Genomic DNA, 20,457 nt, shown 5'->3' on the forward strand with positions numbered 1-20,457 from the left:
CTTCGTTTCGACGAGGAGGTTACAGCATGCTTCAGATTGCATGGTCGGACGTGGTGGGGGTCATGGATGCCATCAAATGGTATCTGGTGGTCTTCGCGCTCATCGTCCTTGCTGCCATTATTGTTGCGGCGGTTGCCCGCATCTGGTCTGCTCCAGTTCGCAAACTGGTTCGGTCCAATGCCATAGCCGTGCCCTTGGTGGCTCTGGTTGCCGTGGTCAGCATGATACTGACAGGGCCCATGTCCACACTGTTGAATCTGTCCATGAATTCGGATGCTGCTGGGAAGGCGACGATTTCGGATGCGACTACCGCCCAGGCCGGCAAGGTGGCCAGATCAATTGCAGGAGAAGGGTTCGTGCTGTTGAAGAACGATGATGGCCTTCTGCCGCTCACCAAAACCAGGAAGCTCAACCTCTTCGGCTGGGCCTCTGAGAATCCAGTTTACGGAGGGACGGGGTCGGGCGCCATCAATGCCAGCTATGATATTCAATCCCTCAAGGATGGTCTGCATAAGGCCGGTTTCCAGACCAACGATGAGTTGAGTTCGCTCTATTCCAAGCTGGGCAAGCGGGATTCATCCAACAGCACCTTCAACAAAGGCTGGTCCCTGCCAGAGGTCACTGCCGACCGCTACACCGATGATGTCATGGCCAAGGCCAAGGCCTTCTCGGATACGGCGGTGATCACGCTGGCCAGGGTCGGCGGTGAGGGCTACAACGACATGCCTCAGGACATGAGCCAGTTGCCTGCCGACAAGTACCGCAACAATTCCGACAAATATGCAGACTTTCAATCAGGGGAATCGTATCTGGAGGCCTCGCGCACAGAGCGGGACATGATCGACCTGGTCTGCAAAAACTTCGACAAGGTCATTTTCCTCTACAACGGATCAAACCCCATGCAGTTGGGATTCCTCAGAGATCATCCTCAGATTCGTGCCGCCCTCTGGGTTCCTGCGCCCGGCAATGTCGGATTCGATTCCCTGGGGGAAATTCTCTCCGGCCGCATCAATCCGTCTGGACGCACTACCGACACCTTCCTCTATGACATGCGCAAGGCGCCATGGTGGAACAATGCCGCAGCCACGGACTATGAGAATCTGAAAAGCAAGGCCGTCAGCCTACCGGTGGCCAAGGGCATCACCTTCAAGCTCAAGCCGTCATACATCAACTACGTGGAGGGTATCTACGTCGGGTACAAGTATTACGAGACGGCCGCCTCCGAAGGTGCCATCGACTACGACTCCACGGTTCAGTTCCCATTCGGCTACGGTTTGAGCTACACCAGTTTCAGCCAGCAAATGTCCGACATCAAAGACGAGGGCGATTCGCTCGGGTTCACCGTCACTGTCACCAATACCGGATCCGCTTCAGGCAAGGATACGGTCGAGGTGTACTCCAATCCGCCCTACACCAACGGCGGCCTGGAGAAAGCCACAGCCAACCTGATCGCTTTGAAAAAGACCCGTCTGCTGGATCCCAAGCAATCCCAGACCGTCAAGGTGTCCATTCCCAAGGAACAGCTGGCATCCTATGACTATCTGGGCCACAAGGCTTATGTGCTTGAACGCGGTGCTTACGAAATCTCCATCAAGTCCGACTCACATCACGCGATCGATCATAAGGAATATACGGTCGACAAGGACGTGGTCTATGGAAAAGGCAATCCCAGGCCCAGCGACAAGACGGTGGCGACCAATCATATCGACGAAGTCGCCGGCGACGTCCACTACCTGTCCCGCAAGGATCATTTCGCCAACTATGAGCAGGCGACTGCTGCCCCCGCGCTGAAGGAGCTGCCTAAGAAGTATGTCGACCAGTACCATACGAACGCTGATTTCGACAGGGCTACATACAGCCGCAAGCAGGATGCCATGCCCACCACGGGTGCCAAGAACCATTTGAAGCTGGCTCAGCTGCGCGGCGCATCGGCTGATGACCCTCGCTGGGACAAGCTGCTTGATCAGATGTCAGTCAAGGATATGTCCGAGCTCACCTCGATGGCCGGCTTCCAGACGGCTGCTGTTGATTCCATTGGCAAGGTGGCGACAACGGATGCGGATGGTCCTGCGGCCATCAACAACAACTTCACCAAGAAGGGTTCGCTTGGATTCCCGGTAGCCGTGGTTCTGGCCAACACCTGGAGTGCAGACCTGGCACGGCAGTACGGTGAAATCATGGGGAAGATGGCACGTGAGATGGGTATCGTCGGCTGGTATGCTCCGGCAATGAACACTCATCGGACCACCATTGGCGGCCGCAACTTCGAGTACTTCTCGGAGGATGGCGAACTTGCCGGCGTCATTGGCGCCAATGCAGTGGCAGGAGCCAAATCCAAGGGGGTATACGCCTACATCAAGCATTTCGCCCTCTACGATTCGAATGCAATGATGGTCAGCATCTGGTCCAATGAGCAGGCGGCCAGGGAGGTCTATCTACGGCCCTTCGAGATGTCCGTCAAACAGGGCAAGGCCGACGCCACCATGGTCGGCTGGGACTACGTGGGCACCAAGTGGTCCGGAGAACAGGGATGGATCAACACGATTATGCGCAACGAATGGGGCTTCAAGGGCATGGCTCTTACGGACTCTTTCGGTGCTGACGGTCGTGGCTTCATGAATGCAGACAACGCTCTGCCCAATGGAGTGGATGCCATGCTCTCAACCTATGGGAACGGCCCCAACGTGGTCGACGATCCCAAGTCTCCGTCATCGGTGAAGTACCTGCGCCGTGCCAGCAAGCACATCCTCTATACGGTGGTGAATAGTGGCGCTTACGACGACGGTGGAGCGAAGGCGAACGCCATGCCGGCCTGGAAGAAGATAGTGATCGGCGTGGATGTCCTTATGGCCATACTCGCGATTGCCGCCGAGGTTCTATTCATTAGACGCTATCTGCGTCGGCGCTCGCAGGCTGACGCGGTCGTCTCTGGTCGTGGTGACCTGACGGGCCAGAATGGACAGCAGGAATCCTAACGATTCGGGTCTCCAAGGCGGGGCAGGGGCATGATGGCTCCTGCCCGCCTTGGTATTGATCTCAGAAGCGGAGGCGCAACCTTGCCTGGCCTGCTGTTTTGGTCAGTGCCCAAGGAGCTTGGTCTTTCCCTGATGGCCGCGAAATGATTCAGGTAGTGGGTATTAATTTCGCTGCGGTTTCGAGAGCGACGCAGGGCGGCCAGGATTAGCAGAACCTCCAGAGAGCAGACGATCAATAACAGGATCAGGGCATGCTGGGAGCCATTGATGGTGCCTAGACGACGGTCTGTGACTGCAGCCTGGCCTGCCGCGACGATGGTGGCTGCCAGGCTGCTGCCGATAGCTGCGGCGAACTGCTGGACGGTGTTGAAGATGGCGTTGCCGTCGGCCTGTTGCTTCTGGCTCAGCCGGTGTAGGCCGTTGGTCATGATGTTCCCAAAGCTCAGCCCGATACCCAGCATGAAGAAAATATAGAGTATCAGGATGGCCAGGGTTGTCAGATGGCGGGCCGTCAGGGCAAATCCCAGCAGGCCGATCAAGGCGACACAGCTCCCGCTGATGATGGGTATGCGCGGACCCAGCTGATCATAGAGCCTGCCGGAGAGCGGGGCCAGAATGGCTCCGATCGCCGCGCCCGGCAGCACTACCAATCCGGCCTGCAGCGAGGTGCAGCCATTAACCAACTGCAGGTGGTTGGGCAGGATGAATGAGAGGGCCAGGGCGCTGATCTCAAAGAGGATGTAGGCGCCGACATGCAGGGAGAAGTGGCTGTCCGTGAACAGACGCACGTCGATGATCGGTTGGGCCTGATGCCGGGCTCGGAGGGTGAACACTGCCAGGGCGATAAGCCCCAGGACCAGCGCTCCGCTGAATCTCCAGGAGAGCAATCCTGACGAGGCGTTGCTGATGCCGAAGATCAAGCCTGCGAAGCCCAGGACCATCAGGAACACGTCAAGCGGATCCAGTCCGGCTGTTTCCCCGTCGGCTGCCACCGGAACCGAAGGTATGCAGGCCAGGCCGGTAGCCAGCGAGATGATCAGTACGGGGATCAGGATGATGAAGACGAAACGCCACCCGATGGTGGTCGCTACCAACCCGCCAAAGGTGGGGCCGACAGCTGGTCCAATAGCTGTGATCAGAGTACCCACGCCCATCATGGTGCCGATACGCTTTGTTGGAACCTCCTGGAGGATGATGTTGAACATCAGAGGCAGGGCGATGCTGGTGCCCAGCCCTTGTATTGCCCTTCCCAGCAATAGGAGGGGGAAAGACCGGAGCCAGCGCGTCGATGATCAGTCCGGACAGGAAGAGCAGGTTGGCGCACAGAAAGAGGGTACAGTTGCGGAATCGGCGCTTAAGCGCCGCCGAGAGCGGGGTGACGGAGGCGACGACCAGCAGGTAGAGGGTGGTCATCCATTGGACGCTGGAGGTCCCGATGCCGAAATGGCTCATGAGGGCAGGGAAAGTGATGTTCATGGCCGTTTCCACGATCACGCCACAGAAGGACATGATGCCGGTGGCTACTACTGCGCCTATGACCCTGCGGGGGATTGCAGCGCTTTGCGCTTGAGTTCTACTCATGAGCGAGACTCCATTCCGGCCTGGGACGGATCATCGGAATTCAAGGCGATGAAATAGGCCAGCACGCGGTCGAAAGCATCTAAATCACGCTGGTTGAACCGGCGCTCCATGGCATTCTGCTGACTTTCTATATAGTCCCGCCCGGCTTTCTGCAGGCCCCGAGCTTTGGTGGTGAGAGCAATGATGCGTTGGCGGCCGTCCCTGGGGTCGCGTTTGGCGGCGACCAGTCCGCTAGCCTCCATTCGCTGTAGGATTTTTGTTGTTGTGGACGGACGGATGTCGAATTCCATCTCGATGTCCCGCTGGGTGTGGTCCTCGGACTCGCCCAGAAAGTCGATGATGGACATTTGAGTGCCGGTCAGTCCGTACTGGCTCGCGTAGGCATCCATGGATCGTGACATGAGGTTGGCTGCCCGTTTGATTCGTTTGCCGTAGTCTTCGCTCAAAGGCTCTCCTCAGTTAGATTGTTAGCTACCTAATGAATAGTCTCCCGGGTATGGACAAGCTGTTTAGACTCAGATAATTGGTGGCTTTACTGGATCCCCCGTGCAAAACCATGTATGGAGTCGATTCAAGGTTCAACTGGCCCAATGTTGCGGCCGGCTCGTATTGTCGGAATTCGGCAACATATATCATCTTCTTGCTGTGCAAGGAGGATACCCGATTTCCAGTCTTACCGTACAAGCAAACGGAAGTCCGCCCGTCTGGCTCATATGTAGTTGGTTGGAAGCTAGCTGCTCATGCATGACGTGGTCTATGAGAGAGCGGTGTCCGCGATCATGTAAGCGGACAGGGTCTTTATCCGTAGCAATGGCGTCTTAATGCCAGGACCCTGGGATGGGCCGATAGGCGGACGGTCTGACTATTCAGAGAAGAATGAAGGTACAATACATGAGCATATCCCACAAAATCCTTGCAGGATTGATGGCAGAGGCTGTTCTCCTGACTGGTGCATCGATGGCGACTCCAGCCGTGGCATCGGAAGATGAGCAAACGGTCAAGGGTGAGGCCAAATTCCTAGCATACCGATGGTCCTTCCAAAGATAGGGGGACCTCTTTAGCTTGGTTTGCCAACGCCACAAGCAACTACGGAGAAGAGAGTTCGATCAGTCAGTCCAGCGGTAACCCGGCATCTGTCGCAGCTTTAGGCCAACAAGGCGCTGGGGACATGACTGGCCAGCGAACCGATGCGGATGCGGCGATCTCTGTGGCAGAACCGACCGGTGTTGACAACCAAGGGTGGTACTTCCGATCTACGGCCCAGGTTCCGCTTGGCGGATCCGCGGCCATGCCTCAAACAGTGATTCTCTATTACCTGGGGTCAGGGGGAGCCGGTACCTTTGGTTCGGGAAACTGAGGCCGTTGATGTGGGCAGAGAGGGAGCCTATCAGGTTCAAGGCGTTGCCACTGTTTTCTTCGGCAATACAATCCCTTGTCAGGCATCAAGGTTGACCCTCAAACTGTCAGCTGGGATTGGACTGATTCTCAAGGAAAGCTGAACCGGGCACATGAGGGGTGCTGTGGTGACTGTAAAGGGTACTCTGGCCATAAATAAGTGGAGGGCGTTCCCTGCCCTGTCTTTCAGCCTTTACCTGGTTGCAGCCAAACCATAGAACGTGGCTGACCAAGGTTGAATACGCGGACGATGGGGCGAACTGGAAGCCGCTGCGGAAGGTCGTCAACAACCCGCAGCCTGGTCAGAAATCTGGCTTGTTGTGTTGGCAACCACTGCTCAGTCAACGTCCAAGATGATGATACGGCTAGGAAAGCCATTGATGGATACCTTGCCTCGGAGATGGTATCTTCCTCAGGCCAGTGGTGCTGATGCCTCTACTAAAGCCGATGCGCCGACGGCGGCTTTCGCCTTGTCCGGCCCTGTCGAGGCAAAGGCAGTGCGGCTTGTCAACAATCTTCAGGATGCCAAAACGTATATCAACGTGGCCTAGATTAAGGTAAACGGTACGGAGAGTCTCTCAGACTTCGAGCCTGAACTAGGCAATGATGACGACCGGCTGATTTGCGCTTGGTTGGACAGACTATTCAAGATTTCTCAGCTGAGCGCAATGATTATGTAGTCGATTTGTCGGCGGGTTCCCAAAGCAACCCCGTTTTGCAGGCCTTCGGCAGAGACAATGCAGCTAAGGTGGTTCAGACTGATGAAAGAACGAATATTGATAGTAAGAGCTTGATTACCGTCACATTTGCTGACGGGCTTCGACCCTACTGTGGCGGGCAAAAAGACTATCGTCGTGGCTTACTGCGGAACGAACGCCAGCTTCAGTATTTGGGCCAAGGCCCGCGGGCAGAACGCGTCTGGTGCAGAAACTGAAGGTTTGCACGGGAAGCGTTCTTCGCTTGGTGGACCTTCACATACGGTCATGGCCTATTCAGGAACTTCGATAATCTCAGTAGCCTCACTGGTCGGGACTCTTGTACTGACGTCATTCGGTGCATTGCTCGGCAGACGATACCTGCCGAGCAGGCGATAAGGGCACTTCTGGTGTCTCAGCTTCTCACACTATGGGAGGTTCTGGTTCACCAATGTTGTCATTGGTGAACCAGTCTCGTCCTCGTGCGGTCAAAAAGCAGACGCTATGCAGCGAAAGCAATATTTCGATATTAGATAGCAGTTTTCATGTACGGAGCCTTGTATTTGTTTATAGACTGAAAGTACGTTAATGATTGTACTATCAACGTAATGAAAAGAGGCACAAGGATGTGTGCATGTGAAAAACAGTCGTGACCGTTTACAGCAAAACATCTACATTCAACAGAGTTGTCTGAATGGTTGACAGTTTCTGACATCTAGATGCTCAACGGCCAATTGGTGGGGCGTCCGTCCCTCAATTCTGGTTTGTTGACCCAGTTCTTCGTCGTTGTTGACGGTGGAAATTGGGTTCACGCATCAGACATCTCAAAGGAGAATAATGACATTTTCCAAATCGGCGGCAGGGCCAGCTGATGTTGCGAACAATCAGCAACCGAGCACCGTCAACAAGCACAGGCGTGATTGGCGCGGCTGGAAGTTCATGGGGCCTTTCGCCGTGGCTTTCCTGTTGGTGTTCATAATCCCGATCATCTATGCAATTTATATTTCCTTCTTTGAAAAACGAATGGTCGGCGGTACGGTTTTCGCCGGGCTCAGCAATTACAAACGCTTGTTCGCAGATGGTCATTTCTGGAGTTCGGTCGGCCGCGTCAGTGCTTTTACGCTGATTCAGGCGCCGCTCTGCCTCTTTCTGGCCGCCTTATTAGCTTTGGCGATTGACTCTATGAGATTGCATGGAACCAAATTTTTCCGGATTTCCACCTTCCTGCCTTATGCCGTTCCTGCCGTGGTGTCCACGCTGATCTGGGGATTCATGTACGGGGCCAAGTATGGACTGGTCGGCTCTTTCAATTCATGGACTGGCTTGCACCTGGACCTGCTGGCTTCCAATATTCTTCTGGTGTCTATCGGTAACATCGTGACCTGGGAATACACCGGCTATAACATGCTGATCTTCTATTCCTCCCTGTCTACGATTCCACATTCGCTCTATGAGGCGGCGGCAATCGACGGGGCCAGCGAATGGCAGATCGTCAGACGTATCAAGATGCCGGAGTTGCGTGGAAGTCTGGCAATCACCGTGATTTTCAGCATCATCGGCTCCTTCCAGCTTTTCAATGAACCCTCGATTATGCAGAACATGGTGCCTGGAAACACCATCACTAGCTACTACACGCCGAATATGTACGCCTACAGTCTGAGCTTCGCGGGCAACCAGTCGAATTACGCTGCGGCCCTTGCCATTGTCATGGCCGTAATCACCATGGCGATCGCGTACGCGGTCCAGTTGAACAGTCTGAAGGAGCAGATGAAATGACCTCTGACATTTTGGATGAGTCGCCTTCAGCGATTCGGGCGCGTGAACGCAGACGTGCCAAGCGAGTAGCCAGGGATGAAAGGGCGGAACGCAAGCGCGCCGCAAAAAACGGATTCTCCAATCCCGCGAACCCTCGTCGCTCGATGACCCTGACGCTGGTTACCGGCATCTTCGCGCTATACTGCCTGTTTCCATTCGCCTACCTGATCATCAACGCCACTAAGACGCAGTCCGACTTCACCTCGACCTTCGGTCTTTGGTTTGGTCACACCTTCGCGCTTTGGGACAACATAACCACGGTCTTCACCTATGAGGACGGTATATTCGGACGTTGGCTCTTGAACACGCTGCTCTACGTGGTTGTGGGAGCGGGTGGCGCAACCGTACTAGCCATCATGGGCGGATACGCCTTGGCCAAGTTCGCTTTTCCTGGCCGCAAGGCAGTCTTCGCGGTCGTGCTGGGTTCCATCAGTGTGCCCGGCATTGCCCTGGCTGTTCCGCAGTTTCTGCTGTTTGCCAAGATGGGTTTGACCAATACGCCCTGGGCCATGATCCTGCCCAGCCTTATCAGTCCCTTTGGCCTGTACCTCATGTGGATATTCTCCGAGCAGGCTGTTCCCACAGAGCTCCTGGAGGCGGCCAGGGTTGACGGTGCAGGGGAGTTCAGAACCTTCCTGACCATCAGTCTGCCCCTGCTGGCTCCCGGAATCGTAACCACGGCCTTGTTCGCCATAGTGGCCACCTGGAATAACTACTTCCTGCCCCTGATCATGTTGAAGGATGCCAATTGGTACCCCCTGACCATCGGACTGAACCAATGGAAGAACCAGGCCAACACTGCCGGCGGTCACGCCATACAGAATCTCGTCATCACCGGATCGCTGATCACTGTCATTCCTCTGATGATCGCTTTTCTGATTCTCCAGCGGTACTGGCAGTCGGGATTGGCTGCAGGTGCGGTCAAGGAATGAATGAATTTTTGCATTTGCGGTCATTTAAGCCAATCGCAAGGTGAGTGGCCGGGAAGGGAGTCCTGCCTCTGTTGTCGGACATGGATTCATGCCAATAAAAACCTGATGAATAGCACTAAGAGAAAAGAGTGATGTGATGAAACATGCAAAAGGGCTGAAGCGTCTAGTAGCTTGTGCCGGCGTACTGGCCATGTTTCTCGGTGTCACCGCCTGCGGCGGTAGCAAGCAGAGCAGTGGTGACGAGAATGTGGAGCTGAACGTCTGGGCATGGGAGCCCACCCTGAAAGCCGCAACCAAGGAGTTCGAGAAGAAGTACCCGAACATCAAGATCAAACTGCAGAATGCCGGGACAGCCAAGGAGCAGTACACTGCACTTGACAATGCCTTCCAGGCAGGCAAGGGAGCACCTGATGTGGCGCAAATCGAACTCTATGCCCTGAGCCAGTATGCCATCAATGATCGGCTGACTGATCTGAGTGACAGGACCAAGGGCTACTCGAAGTTCTACAATCCGGGCACTTGGAATTCGGTTCTGGTTAACAAAAAGCCCTATGGGCTGCCCTTTGGTTCGGGAGCCATGGCCTTCTTCTACAACAAGGATGTGTTCGACAAGGCAGGCGTTGATGCTACACAAATCAAGACCTGGGATCAGTATTACGAGGCTGCTAAGAAGATACGGGCGGTGGGTTCCTACATCGCTGCCGATTCCGGTGACGCGGGCTTCTTCGATGCCATGATCTGGCAGGCCAACGGGCATCCTTACAAGCTGTCTGCAGACGGCAAGGATCTGTCCATCAACCTCGATTCAGACAAGGGGACTCAGAGCTTCATCAAGTGGTGGCAGAAGATGATCGACGAGGATTTGGTCGATACCAAGACCGTCATCTGGACCGAGGACTGGAACAAGAGCCTAAACAATGGAAAGCTCGCTTCTGCGCTGATCGGCTGCTGGATCCCAACTACGCTGGTCAACGTGGCACCCGACCAAGCAGGCAAGTGGAGGGTCACTACCATGCCCACCCAGGATGGGTCTGCGGTCAATTCCAACCATGGCGGTTCGTCGCTGGCGATTATGGCTTCGAGCAAGAAGACCGATGCAGCCTATAAGTACATCGATTTCATTTCGCGGAACCAGGCCAGCATTGACGCTCGTGTGGCAGGCGGTTCATTCCCGGACGATGTGAAGACCACTGAATCGAAGAAGTTCAAGGAGGCCACCACCGTCAAGAACACCAAGGGTGATGACATCGAATACTTCGGCGGTCAGAAATACAACGAGGTCCTGGCCAAGGCGGCAAGCGATGTGATCCCTGGTCACGCCACACTGCCCTTCGAGGTCTATGCTCGGACCGTATTCGCTGACGACGTCGGTTCCGCCTACACCGACAAGAAGATCACTCTGAAGCAGGGTGTGGATGCCTGGCAGAAGCACCTGAAGGAATACGGTAAGCAGCAGGGCTTCAACGTGCACTGATCTTCATAAAGTAATGGGAATTCTGCCGTTGCCTTGTATTGTTTGAGTATGAGGTAACGGCATTGCCGTATTGGCAAGGACGAAGCTGCCGGTTGCTTGAGTATTCCTGGCTTCATTTAAAGGTCGTCAGGCGCGGATGTCGTGATTTGTGGGGAAATTGGTTTGTGCGGAAAGGAGGGTACGTCATGGCGAAGCCTGCTGAACACGGCATCGATGTCAATGCCTCTGACTTTTTGATTCACACTCCTTCGGCTATTGCGCGAACAACTTTCTTCTATCCGTTGAGGGTGGGCAAATTCTCCTATGAACCCGGCTACAGGCTGGAGCGACGATCCTTTGACAGCTATCTGATCATTCATATCGATAGCGGCAGGCTGACGCTGGATCTGCCCGAAGGTTCGTTCGTAGCTGAGGAGGGCCGGTTTGCGCTGGTCAACTGCTACGCACACCATGCCTACGGCACCGATGTCCCAACGACAGCCCAGTGGCTCCACTTCGACGGCATCATGGCTCGGCCCTACTATGACTACATCATCAGAAAGCTGGGCAATGTCTTCATGCTCTCCTCCGAGACCTACGCCTTGGAACGGATGCGGACCATTACCTCCTTGATGACGGCGGAAAACGGCTATTCGGAAGCGAGGATGTCCAAATACATCACCGACCTGCTCACCGAGTTTGCCGATGAGCAGCCGCGCTCCTTCAAACGGAAGCAGGAGGAGGTGGTGGAGGACACGATTGCCTATGTGTCCTCCCACTTGTATGAGCCGCTCACCGTCTCCGGGCTGGCTAAACGAGTCTTTCTGAGCGAATACCACTTCATTCGATTGTTCAAGCAGGAAACCGGCATCACGCCGCATGCCTACCTGGTGGATTCCCGCATACATGCGGTGCAGTATTTGCTGGTAAATACCGGGATGTCCATACGCCAGATTTGTCAGCAGTGCGGTTTCACATCCGAATCCTCACTGTGTGCATCCTTCAAGAAGAGTACGGGCATGACACCCATGAAGTATCGCAGACTCAAGCAGGGCAAGTAACTGACACGTATTGATTGGGCTGTCGGCTCCAGCGGCTTACCTGTATAAACGCATTTCTAAAATGCGCGTTTTACTCAATCTTACAGCCTGGCCTTCTACGGATCTGCCCCTCGACATTGGCGGGATCGAAGCTGAACGATAATGCCTTATCGTAATTCGGCATGGAATGCCGCTGTTAATCCCGTTGCGCAACTTATGCTGCAACGGAATTAATAGCAGCCAATCTGCCGGGCAGGCCGCCGAGCCAAGTCAGATCATGTCTAAGCAAAACCACGCTCGTACTTGCTCAGTCAGACTTTCTTTCTAGCTACCATCGAGAAGGTCAGGGGGATTTGAGGCTGATTGTGGGGCATGATCCATCCCTGCAGTTCTGGGCTGTACTCAAGCATTGGCAGTGACTGCCAGTCGTCCACATTATGCTCGCCGATGGCCTCTATAGTCAGTCCGGCATCCAAAAGAGGGCTGCTTATTTCCTGGAAGTCATGAGCCCAATTGTGATTGGTGGTATGGGTAATTTGGGGTTTTGTCCCATCCTCGAGCGAGTCGGTTGCTGACGTGTAGCTTTGATCCGTCTCATAAGTCGTTTCTGTTCCGCCAAAATAATCTTGAACTATCGACATGCCCTCGTTGTTCAAGGCGAAAAGCAGGGGATGGTTGTCGCGGATCATGAATATTCCACCGGCTGTTAGCAGGGAGGCGATTGAACGAGCCCAGTCTTTCAGATCGGGAAGCCAGGTGATGGTTCCGCAGCTGGTGACGATTACATCGAATGAGCCTTTCTGATCAGGCATGGCATCGGCAGCACAACGAGCATCGCTTTGAACATAGGTTATGGTTGCGCCGGCGCGTTCAGATAACTTCCTGGCATAATCCAGTGAGGTGGGAGAGAAATCCAGGCCATATACGTCTCGTGCTCCCAAGCGCCACCACGATAGGGTATCAGAGCCTATGTGGCATTGCAGATGCAAAAGACGTAACCCTTTGATGCTGTGTTCGGGCAGATGGGGCTTCAAAACCTCCAGATCGCGCAGGGTCACTGGCGACAGGGCCGATGGATCATCCGCAAAAGCGTCAAGGTCTCCATAGCCACCATTGGCGTGCACAACTGCCCTGTCATTCCAGTTGAGGAGATTATCCTCTACATCCTCGTTCTGGTGCATTTGATGAGACATGGGGTTCATTTCGGATGAGGCTTATCGACAATGATCGAGCCGGTCAATGTTCAAAACAGATTTTCAAGTGCAAATTTGTGCAGGTTTGTCAGTCACGCACGAATATGCAACTTTTTTATTATCCTCAATATCCACTGCGTCGGCAAATACGGGGTGCCTAGGAGCGATTCGCGTAATCCAATCGTATTTTTAACTTTGAGTTGAGTCTTTCCCGACTATTGATTGCGTTAGGGTCCTTATATCAGGTTCTGCTATGGTGTCAACAAGTCTATCGATGCTGTGTCATGAACTATGGGATACAACATCTTATCGGCTACCACGCCAAGCAAGCCCCCCCCCCCCTGGATTCTTTTGAAAGCGTTGTGCAGGACACAGAGTGCTACGAGTCCAGGCACGGGTAGGGGGATGTAAGCCCTCTCGACAATGAACTTTTCGGTTTCCTCGTCTTATATACGTGACACCTGAAAATGGGATGCTCGATACGCAGCACAACACAACAGGAAAGAGGAACATGTGAATACCATGAGCAAGAATCCGGCAAACATGTTCGAGCGACTGGTTCCTGGACATAGTAAGTGTCACCGCCACATTGAGGATTTGCCCACTGGAGTTGAACTCTTTGCGGCTGGTCGGTCGGAAGCCGGGCGAGAACAGCTGATGCAGAATACGGCTGGCATGAGAGAATCTAAGCAGAACAGGAACGGAAGGAAACGCACATGTGCGAGTACGGATCGCTGAGCACCAAACAACTTGCCGGGCTCCTGTACGCCATGGGCCGCACCTTTGATGGGCTGCAGTCGACTTTCATGGCCACTGAGGAGTTCCTGCGTACCGGCAATCCCCAGGTCGTCAATTCCAAGGCCGACTACAACCTTCTGCTAGATTTGCGGCAGGCCGCGGACTACACCCTGCACTACGACTATGCTCGCGAGCCGATCGACCTGGCCTACGTGAAGTCCATCAACGCGCAGTTGACAAGGACTGCTGCCATGGAACCAGGCAAGCTGCGCGACGAACGCACCCCCGTCATGGTCAGCACCCCTTTGGGGAGGTACGAGCCACCCGTGCCTGATTCTGCCACCATTGCATCCCTGATAAAAAGCACCGTTGGGGGAGCAACTGGAGAAGACATCCTGGAAGATGCGGTGCGTCTTTTTGCCGGACTGGCCAAGATGCAGCCATTTGGCGACGGCAATAAGAGGACTGCGCTGCTCGCTGGCAATGGGCTGCTGATCGCGCATGGCGACCGGCATCCGCTCACTGTGCCCACCAGTGATAAGGACAGGACCTGGTTCAACCGGGAGCTGGCCGCTTATTATCTCAACAGCGATCAGACGATCATTCGCCACTTGGCCAAGTGGAACAGGCAGCATGTATTGCAGGCTGAGCATTGGGATAACAGGGACGATATGCCATCCTCAGATGGACGTCCCTGACCTGTAACGTCCTCTCGCCTTGGGCTGGTAATGGTCAAACGAGCACAGTGATCAGCACATGGTGTTAGTCAGACATGACCTCATCGACTGCTCTGACTTCGAAGCATACCCGGCAGCTGTATCAGCCGGACCGCGTATAAGCTCGACTAACGGTACCGAAACCTCCTCCAATGTACATGTGTGGAAGCTAGTAGCGGGGGATACCCGTTGGCGATGTGCCAGAATATGGAAAGCCATAGAGTTGGGAAATGGTTGCGGAGAGCAGGGCCAAGTACTCTTATGCCTGAACCTTTAGAGTGCCCCGGATGCGATTCGAACGCACGACACCTTCTTTAGGAGAGAAGTGCTCTATCCCCTGAGCTACCGGGGCAACGGAAACTACTGTACCACGAAGTGGGACTTGGGCAGGTCGCTGGTGTGCGGGCTAGCACCGTTCCCTTTCTGGAGAAGTTAGGTTCATATACCTGTCCGCCATATGGTCGTGGTTTACAATTGCTCAACGGTCGAGCTGACTGTGTGTTCCTTGGAAGGGGGACCGGGTCGGCGATGATTTTCTGGAGGAGACCATGGCGAGATTCAGACAGTCCTTCCTGGTGAAGCACGTCTTTGGGTGGGTGGCCAGGCTGCTGGCGTTGGCCAGCTTGCTGGCTCTGGCGGCGCGTGCCTGTCCGGCATGGCTGTCGTCGATCCCATACCTGCCGGATCTGGCCGCTCTGACGCCCTGGTTCATTCTCTTGGGTCTGCTGGCCCTGCTCCTCGCTCTGATGTCTTCACGATGGTTCACGGCTTTGGTGCTTATCGCCGCCTTGGCCTTGAATGTCTACTGGCAGTATCCCTTCTACCAAGAAGGACACGAACTCAATGGCCAAGCTGATCAGCTGGCAGCTCTTGAGCATCCCGACCGGTACGACGATGTGGCCCGGGTCATGACGCTGAACGTCTACAAAGGACAGGCCGAAGCCGATCAGGTAGTCAAGACTGTCAGCGACAACCGGGTTGAGGTGCTGGCTCTGCAGGAGGTCAGCGAGGATTTTGTGGACCGTCTTCACAAGGCCGGCATCGACCGCTATCTGCCCCACGAGCAGCTTTCCACATCTTCTAAGGAATACGCCAACGGTCTTTGGACGGCCGCGCCAATGCAGTCGCCCTCAAAGGACGACGTGGGATCTCGCTCCTCCATGATGCCGGCGGCCAGCATTGACTTCGGCAGAGGCAAGACCAGCGTCAGATTCGTCTCGGTCCATACCACCTCACCGCAACCTGGCAGTTGGAATGCGTGGCGACGCAGCGTGTCCGACCTGGGAAAGCTGCGAAACCACGAGCACACTCGATACGTGCTGATGGGAGATTTCAACGCTACTTATGACCATGCGGTCTTCCGAGACATGTTAGGGGAGCGGTTCAGCGATGGGGCACGTCAGGCCGGGCATGGCATGAGCATGACCTGGCCGGCCGACAGGGCTCCATTGCCCAGGTTGGTGGCTATCGATCATGTTGTGGTGGACCGTGACATCAGGGCCAACCAGCTGCAGGCCGTACCTATCGCAGGTTCGGATCATGCAGCCCTGCTGGCCACGGTGATGGTGGAGTAGGGGACTTCAGGCATCCAAGTTGGATTGAGTGCCGGCCTGGGCTCCGGCGCTGGCCTGCTCCTGCTGGGCGGCGTCGAGCTTGGCTCGCACCTGACCCAGCAGCTCCTGGGCACGCTTGGCCAAAGCTTCGCCGATCTCCCACTGGCGCATGGAGGCATCCAGATCCAGGCCGCCGGCCTCCAGCGCTTGAACCGCCTGGATCAGCTGGTCCCGGGCCTGCTCATAGGGCAGTTTGGCGATGGTCTCGCGTTCCTTCTGGCTCAGGGCCGAAGCCAGTACCGGCTGTTCCTTGTCCTGCTCCTTGTCCTGCTCCTCGTCGGTGTCGCTCATGCCTGCTCCTCTTCTTATCTGGTGAGTTGATCAAATTCCTAAATAATGCGGATGATTATATGTGACAGACCACGTGGAATGGGTCACTGCCCGCTGACGACCCTGGTCTCGATCCGGCCCTCTTTGACGGTCAAAGTCAGATCCTGATCGGCCTGAACCTGCTGGGGGCTGATGACCACCTTCCCGTCCAGGGCCTGCACGACTGCATATCCACGGTCCAGCGTGGATTGAGGAGAGAGGGCGGTCAGCGATGACTGGAGCTTCTCCACGGTCAAGGAGGCATCGTCCACGATTCGTCGCAGGGCGATGTCCAGGCGAACCAAGGATTCGTCGACCAACCGCTGGGGCTTGTCCAGCATGGTCTGCGGCTTGGTCAGGCTGGGGCGGTTGGCATATCCCTCAATCAAGCGCGTCTCGCCTTCGACCATATTCTCAATACGCGCGTTTATGCGCATTCGGGCCTCCTGGATGATCCCTTCCTGCTCGACCAGGTCGGGCACCACCCGCTTGGCTGCGTCAGTGGGGGTGGATGCGCGCAGGTCCGCCGCCAGATCGATAAGGGTCCAGTCGTCCTCGTGGCCGATGGCTGAGACGACGGGGGTGAGGCAGGCTGCCGTGGCCCGGACTACTGACTCGTCCGAAAATCCGAGCAGATCCTCGAAGCTGCCGCCGCCCCTGGCCACGATGATCACATCCACGGCAGGATCAGCATCCAGCTTTTGGATGGCCTCGACCACCTCGGGCGGGCACTGAGGACCCTGGACGTGGGCGTGCACCACGGAGAATTCGATGGTGGGCCAGCGCAGACGGGCGTTGGTGATCACATCCCCCTCGGCCCTGGCCTTGGGTGCGCAGATCAGGCCGATGCGTCGGGGAAACTCAGGCAGGGGCACCTTGTTTTCCGCGTCGAAGAGGCCTTCGCCCTTGAGCTTGCGCCTGAGCTGGTCGATCTGCTCCTTGAGGTCGCCGGTTCCCACACGCTTGATCCGGTCGGCCATGAAGCTCAAACGGGTCTGTTTGATCCACAGGTCGGGCCGCCCGTGCACCACCACACGGTCGCCCTGGCGGAATTCCCTGGCCTGGGTGGCGAAGGCACGGAAGCCCATGACGTTGATGGAGATGTCCTCGAAGTTGTCGCGCAGGGTCAGATAGGCGGAACCGGTCCGGCGGGTATTGATCTCCACTATCTGACCCTCCACCCAGGCTCCGGGCCAGCGGGCCACTGCGTCGTGGTACTTCTGACTGAGCACACTGACGGGCCAGGGGTCTTCCTCGGTGGTATCTCGTGCCAGGCGGGGCAGCTGATCCAAGGGCTTGGGGGCCAGTCCGGATGGGGCTGAGCCAGTCGACGTACCCATCGACCCGCGCATGTTCGAACCCATGTATGCTCGCACCTGATGCCTCCTGACCATCGGTTCCGCCAGCCTGATCAACTCATTCGGCATAGCCTGTACGGGATGGTATGCGGGTTGGTCAGCGAAGGAAACGTCCTCTCAGGGTCTCTCAATACGGGGACAATTCCATGTCCTCTGCCGGTCAGCTGCAGGCCCTCTGCTGATTGTTTTTGGGCCGATTTCGCCGAGGGCACAGTGGCATTTCTCCCGTTTGCAAGGAGTCTTTGATTGAGGTCAAAGTGTGAAGGAGAAGGGTTGGAACAACGCCTTGATGCACCTGCCCTCGTCTGCGGCTTGCCTGCAGCAGAGGCGTTTTTGCTGGCGACTGTGTCAAAGGTGACAGTCTTGATTCCCCGATATTGCAAAAGTTATTCACGCTCTGGCGGTAGCATAAATATAGCAAGCCGGATATGATGTGGTGTCTGCTTTTCAACCCCATCATGCGGCGGTCTCACGGATTGAGGTTGTTTCATGTCTGATGGCGTCGACATAGCGGGTCGATATAAGGGCACAGGACCGCGGGATCTCCTGCGTGTGGGTTTGGACATCGGTTCCACCACTGTCAAGGCCGTGGTTCTTGGCACAGGGGACAGGCTGGATCAGGCGCTTTTCAGCGACTATCGCCGCCATCATGCCAACGTGCGGCAGTGCGTGGCGGAACTGGTCACGGATATTAAGCTCTCCCTATCACGGGTTGGTCTGGCCAGCAATCCCATCAGCCTGGTGATCACCGGCTCGGGCGGGTTGGAGCTGGCAAGCCAGCTTCAGGCCGAGTTTGCCCAGGAGGTCATTGCCGAGACCGAGGCCATCAACGCCACCTATCCCGAGGGGGATGTGATCATCGAACTGGGCGGCGAGGATGCCAAGATCACCTATCTGAAGCCCACTCCGGAGCAGCGGATGAACGGGTCCTGCGCGGGCGGGACTGGTGCTTTCATCGATCAGATGGCCACCCTGCTCAACACCGATGCTTCCGGCCTGAACGATATGGCCTCCAAATACAAGACCATTTATCCCATCGCATCGCGTTGCGGGGTCTTCGCCAAGTCCGACCTCCAGCCCCTGATCAACGACGGAGCCGCCAAGGAGGATCTGGCCGCATCAATCTTCAATGCCGTTGCCACACAGACTATTTCCGGTCTGGCCTGCGGGCGTCCCATCCGTGGCAACGTGATCTTTTTGGGCGGGCCCCTCTTCTTCATGAGCGAGCTGAGGGAAGCCTTCAAACGGATCCTCCAGGACAGGGTCAGCCGCTATATTATTCCTGAGAATGCGCACCTCTACGTGGCCTATGGCGCCGCCATCATGGCTGGTCGTCACGACCAGGATGACCAGGACAGCGCTGCGCATGTCAAGACCGACTACTCGCCAGAAACCGATGTGAACGACCCCTTCGGTCCTGCTTGGGGACTGGACCAAGCGGAGGTCGACAAGGCACGGTCCGAGAAGGCTTCGAACCTGGACAAGATGGCTCTGCAGGATGCCATGCAGGATGGCCGCACCACCACCCTGGTGAACGGTGAGAATAAGGTTCAGGCGACCGAGGTCACCAAGGATGCCAGCAAAAACCAGGACATGCACTTTGATCTGACTTCGTTGGATGGCGTCCTCTCCGCCCTGAAGGGCCTGGAGAACATGCCTTCCACAGCCAGAACGATCCGCCCGCTCTTCCTGAACGAGGAGGAGCGCAAGGAGTTCAATGACCGGCATGGTGCCCAGGTCATCCCCACCGGGGACCTGTCCGGAGCCAAGGGGCCGCACTTTCTGGGCATCGATGCGGGCAGCACCACCATCAAGGCCGTCCTGATCAACGACGATAAGACCATCGTCTGGTCCACCTACGGGGTGCATAAGGACAGCCCGCTGATCGCCGCCGCCAACATCGTCAAGGAAGTCAGGAAGTCCCTGCCAGAGGGCGCTTACATTGCCCGTGCCTGCGCTACTGGCTATGGTGAAGGTCTGGTCAAGGCCGGCCTGCATGTTGACGAGGGCGTGGTCGAGACCATGGCCCACTACCGGGCCGCCGAGGAGATCAGCCCCGGCGTTACCTCGGTCATCGACATCGGCGGACAGGATATGAAGTACATCGCCGTCAACGACGGGGTCATCGATTCGATCTGCGTCAACGAGGCTTGCTCGGCCGGCTGCGGATCCTTCCTGCAGACTTTCGCCCAGTCCATGGGCATCAGCATCCAGGAGTTCACCAAGCAGGCGCTGGCCTCCGAGGCCCCGACCGATCTGGGCTCCCGTTGCACGGTCTTCATGAACTCCTCGGTCAAACAGGCTCAGAAGGAGGGTGCCTCCCCGGAGGACATCGCCGCAGGACTCTGCTACTCGGTGGTCAGGAACGCCCTCTACAAGGTCATCAAGCTGCGTGACGCCAACGCCCTGGGGCCGGTGGTCGTGGTCCAGGGAGGCACCTTCCTCAACGATGCCGTCCTGCGGGCCTTCGAACTCCTGACCGGTCGCAAGGTGACCAGGCCCAACATCGCCGGGCTCATGGGAGCCTACGGTGCCGCACTGACGGCCCGCATGCACTGCCCGCAGAATGACGAGATCGAGGATTTCGCTGCGGCCAGCTCCCACATGGCCGCCGGGACGAAGTCCGTGGGCAGGACCCCCACTA

12 protein-coding genes, 1 tRNA gene and 3 pseudogenes are annotated in these 20,457 nt (G+C 56.3%); 10 read left to right on the forward strand and 6 right to left on the reverse strand.

The window, feature by feature from the left end:
- Positions 1-26 precede the first annotated feature (26 nt).
- Positions 27-2,975, forward strand: coding sequence for a glycoside hydrolase family 3 protein (locus DKK74_RS02070; RefSeq protein WP_110412541.1), 2,949 nt, complete (start codon positions 27-29; stop codon positions 2,973-2,975).
- Here DKK74_RS02070 and DKK74_RS02075 read toward each other — a convergent pair.
- Together DKK74_RS02075 and DKK74_RS02080 are read right to left on the reverse strand one after the other, a co-directional pair.
- A pseudogene (locus DKK74_RS02075) lies at positions 2,972-4,234 on the reverse strand (MFS transporter); the annotation flags it as partial. The gene DKK74_RS02070 and the pseudogene DKK74_RS02075 sit on opposite strands and share 4 nt — an antisense overlap.
- 318 nt (positions 4,235-4,552) lie before the next feature.
- Positions 4,553-5,002, reverse strand: a complete 450-nt coding sequence (locus tag DKK74_RS02080) for a MarR family winged helix-turn-helix transcriptional regulator (protein WP_110412542.1) — start codon at positions 5,000-5,002, stop codon at positions 4,553-4,555.
- Positions 5,003-5,724: 722 nt separating this feature from the next.
- Between DKK74_RS02080 and DKK74_RS08670 the strand changes: the two genes are divergently transcribed.
- From DKK74_RS08670 to DKK74_RS02105, 5 genes are all read left to right on the forward strand, one after another.
- The gene (locus tag DKK74_RS08670) at positions 5,725-5,913 is read left to right on the forward strand and encodes a hypothetical protein (protein WP_146210528.1); all 189 of its coding nucleotides are present in this window, start codon (positions 5,725-5,727) and stop codon (positions 5,911-5,913) included.
- A gap of 1,570 nt (positions 5,914-7,483) precedes the next feature.
- Positions 7,484-8,422, forward strand: a complete 939-nt coding sequence (locus DKK74_RS02090; RefSeq protein WP_110412544.1) for a carbohydrate ABC transporter permease — start codon at positions 7,484-7,486, stop codon at positions 8,420-8,422.
- The gene (locus DKK74_RS02095; RefSeq protein ID WP_045935133.1) at positions 8,419-9,393 is read left to right on the forward strand and encodes a carbohydrate ABC transporter permease; all 975 of its coding nucleotides are present in this window, start codon (positions 8,419-8,421) and stop codon (positions 9,391-9,393) included. The genes DKK74_RS02090 and DKK74_RS02095 overlap by 4 nt, the downstream gene beginning before the upstream one ends.
- Before the next feature lie 136 nt (positions 9,394-9,529).
- Positions 9,530-10,867: an ABC transporter substrate-binding protein gene (locus DKK74_RS02100; RefSeq protein ID WP_110412545.1), complete on the forward strand. Its 1,338-nt coding sequence runs from the start codon at positions 9,530-9,532 to the stop codon at positions 10,865-10,867.
- Between the two features lie 185 nt (positions 10,868-11,052).
- On the forward strand, positions 11,053-11,907 hold the full coding sequence (locus DKK74_RS02105) for a helix-turn-helix domain-containing protein (protein WP_110412546.1): 855 nt from the start codon (positions 11,053-11,055) through the stop codon (positions 11,905-11,907).
- 290 nt (positions 11,908-12,197) lie between these two features.
- Here the strand turns inward: DKK74_RS02105 and DKK74_RS02110 are convergent, their stop codons facing one another.
- A complete protein-coding gene (locus tag DKK74_RS02110; protein ID WP_219997341.1) occupies positions 12,198-13,079 on the reverse strand; it encodes a class I SAM-dependent methyltransferase in 882 nt (293 codons plus the stop codon).
- A gap of 716 nt (positions 13,080-13,795) precedes the next feature.
- On the opposite strand from DKK74_RS02110, the gene DKK74_RS02115 reads away from it, so the two are divergent.
- Positions 13,796-14,515: a Fic family protein gene (locus DKK74_RS02115; RefSeq protein ID WP_258334413.1), complete on the forward strand. Its 720-nt coding sequence runs from the start codon at positions 13,796-13,798 to the stop codon at positions 14,513-14,515.
- 297 nt (positions 14,516-14,812) lie between these two features.
- On the opposite strand, the gene DKK74_RS02120 is transcribed toward DKK74_RS02115, so the two are convergent.
- A tRNA-Arg gene (locus DKK74_RS02120) sits at positions 14,813-14,885 on the reverse strand.
- Positions 14,886-15,081: 196 nt separating this feature from the next.
- Between DKK74_RS02120 and DKK74_RS02125 the strand changes: the two genes are divergently transcribed.
- Entirely contained in the window at positions 15,082-16,107 is a 1,026-nt protein-coding gene (locus DKK74_RS02125) for an endonuclease/exonuclease/phosphatase family protein (protein WP_110412547.1), read from the forward strand.
- A 6-nt stretch (positions 16,108-16,113) separates the two neighbouring features.
- Here the strand turns inward: DKK74_RS02125 and DKK74_RS02130 are convergent, their stop codons facing one another.
- Positions 16,114-16,437, reverse strand: a complete 324-nt coding sequence (locus DKK74_RS02130) for an exodeoxyribonuclease VII small subunit (protein WP_110412548.1) — start codon at positions 16,435-16,437, stop codon at positions 16,114-16,116.
- 83 nt (positions 16,438-16,520) lie between these two features.
- Positions 16,521-17,795, reverse strand: coding sequence for an exodeoxyribonuclease VII large subunit (xseA, locus tag DKK74_RS02135; RefSeq protein ID WP_110412821.1), 1,275 nt, complete (start codon positions 17,793-17,795; stop codon positions 16,521-16,523).
- Between the two features lie 507 nt (positions 17,796-18,302).
- On the opposite strand from xseA, the pseudogene DKK74_RS08855 reads away from it, so the two are divergent.
- Together DKK74_RS08855 and DKK74_RS08860 are read left to right on the forward strand one after the other, a co-directional pair.
- Positions 18,303-19,166: pseudogene (locus tag DKK74_RS08855) on the forward strand (BadF/BadG/BcrA/BcrD ATPase family protein); the annotation flags it as partial.
- A 225-nt stretch (positions 19,167-19,391) separates the two neighbouring features.
- A pseudogene (locus tag DKK74_RS08860) lies at positions 19,392-20,373 on the forward strand (acyl-CoA dehydratase activase); the annotation flags it as partial.
- Positions 20,374-20,457 lie beyond the last annotated feature (84 nt).

The organism is Bifidobacterium asteroides, from assembly GCF_003202755.1.
In the GTDB taxonomy this organism is placed as follows: domain Bacteria; phylum Actinomycetota; class Actinomycetes; order Actinomycetales; family Bifidobacteriaceae; genus Bombiscardovia; species Bombiscardovia asteroides_F.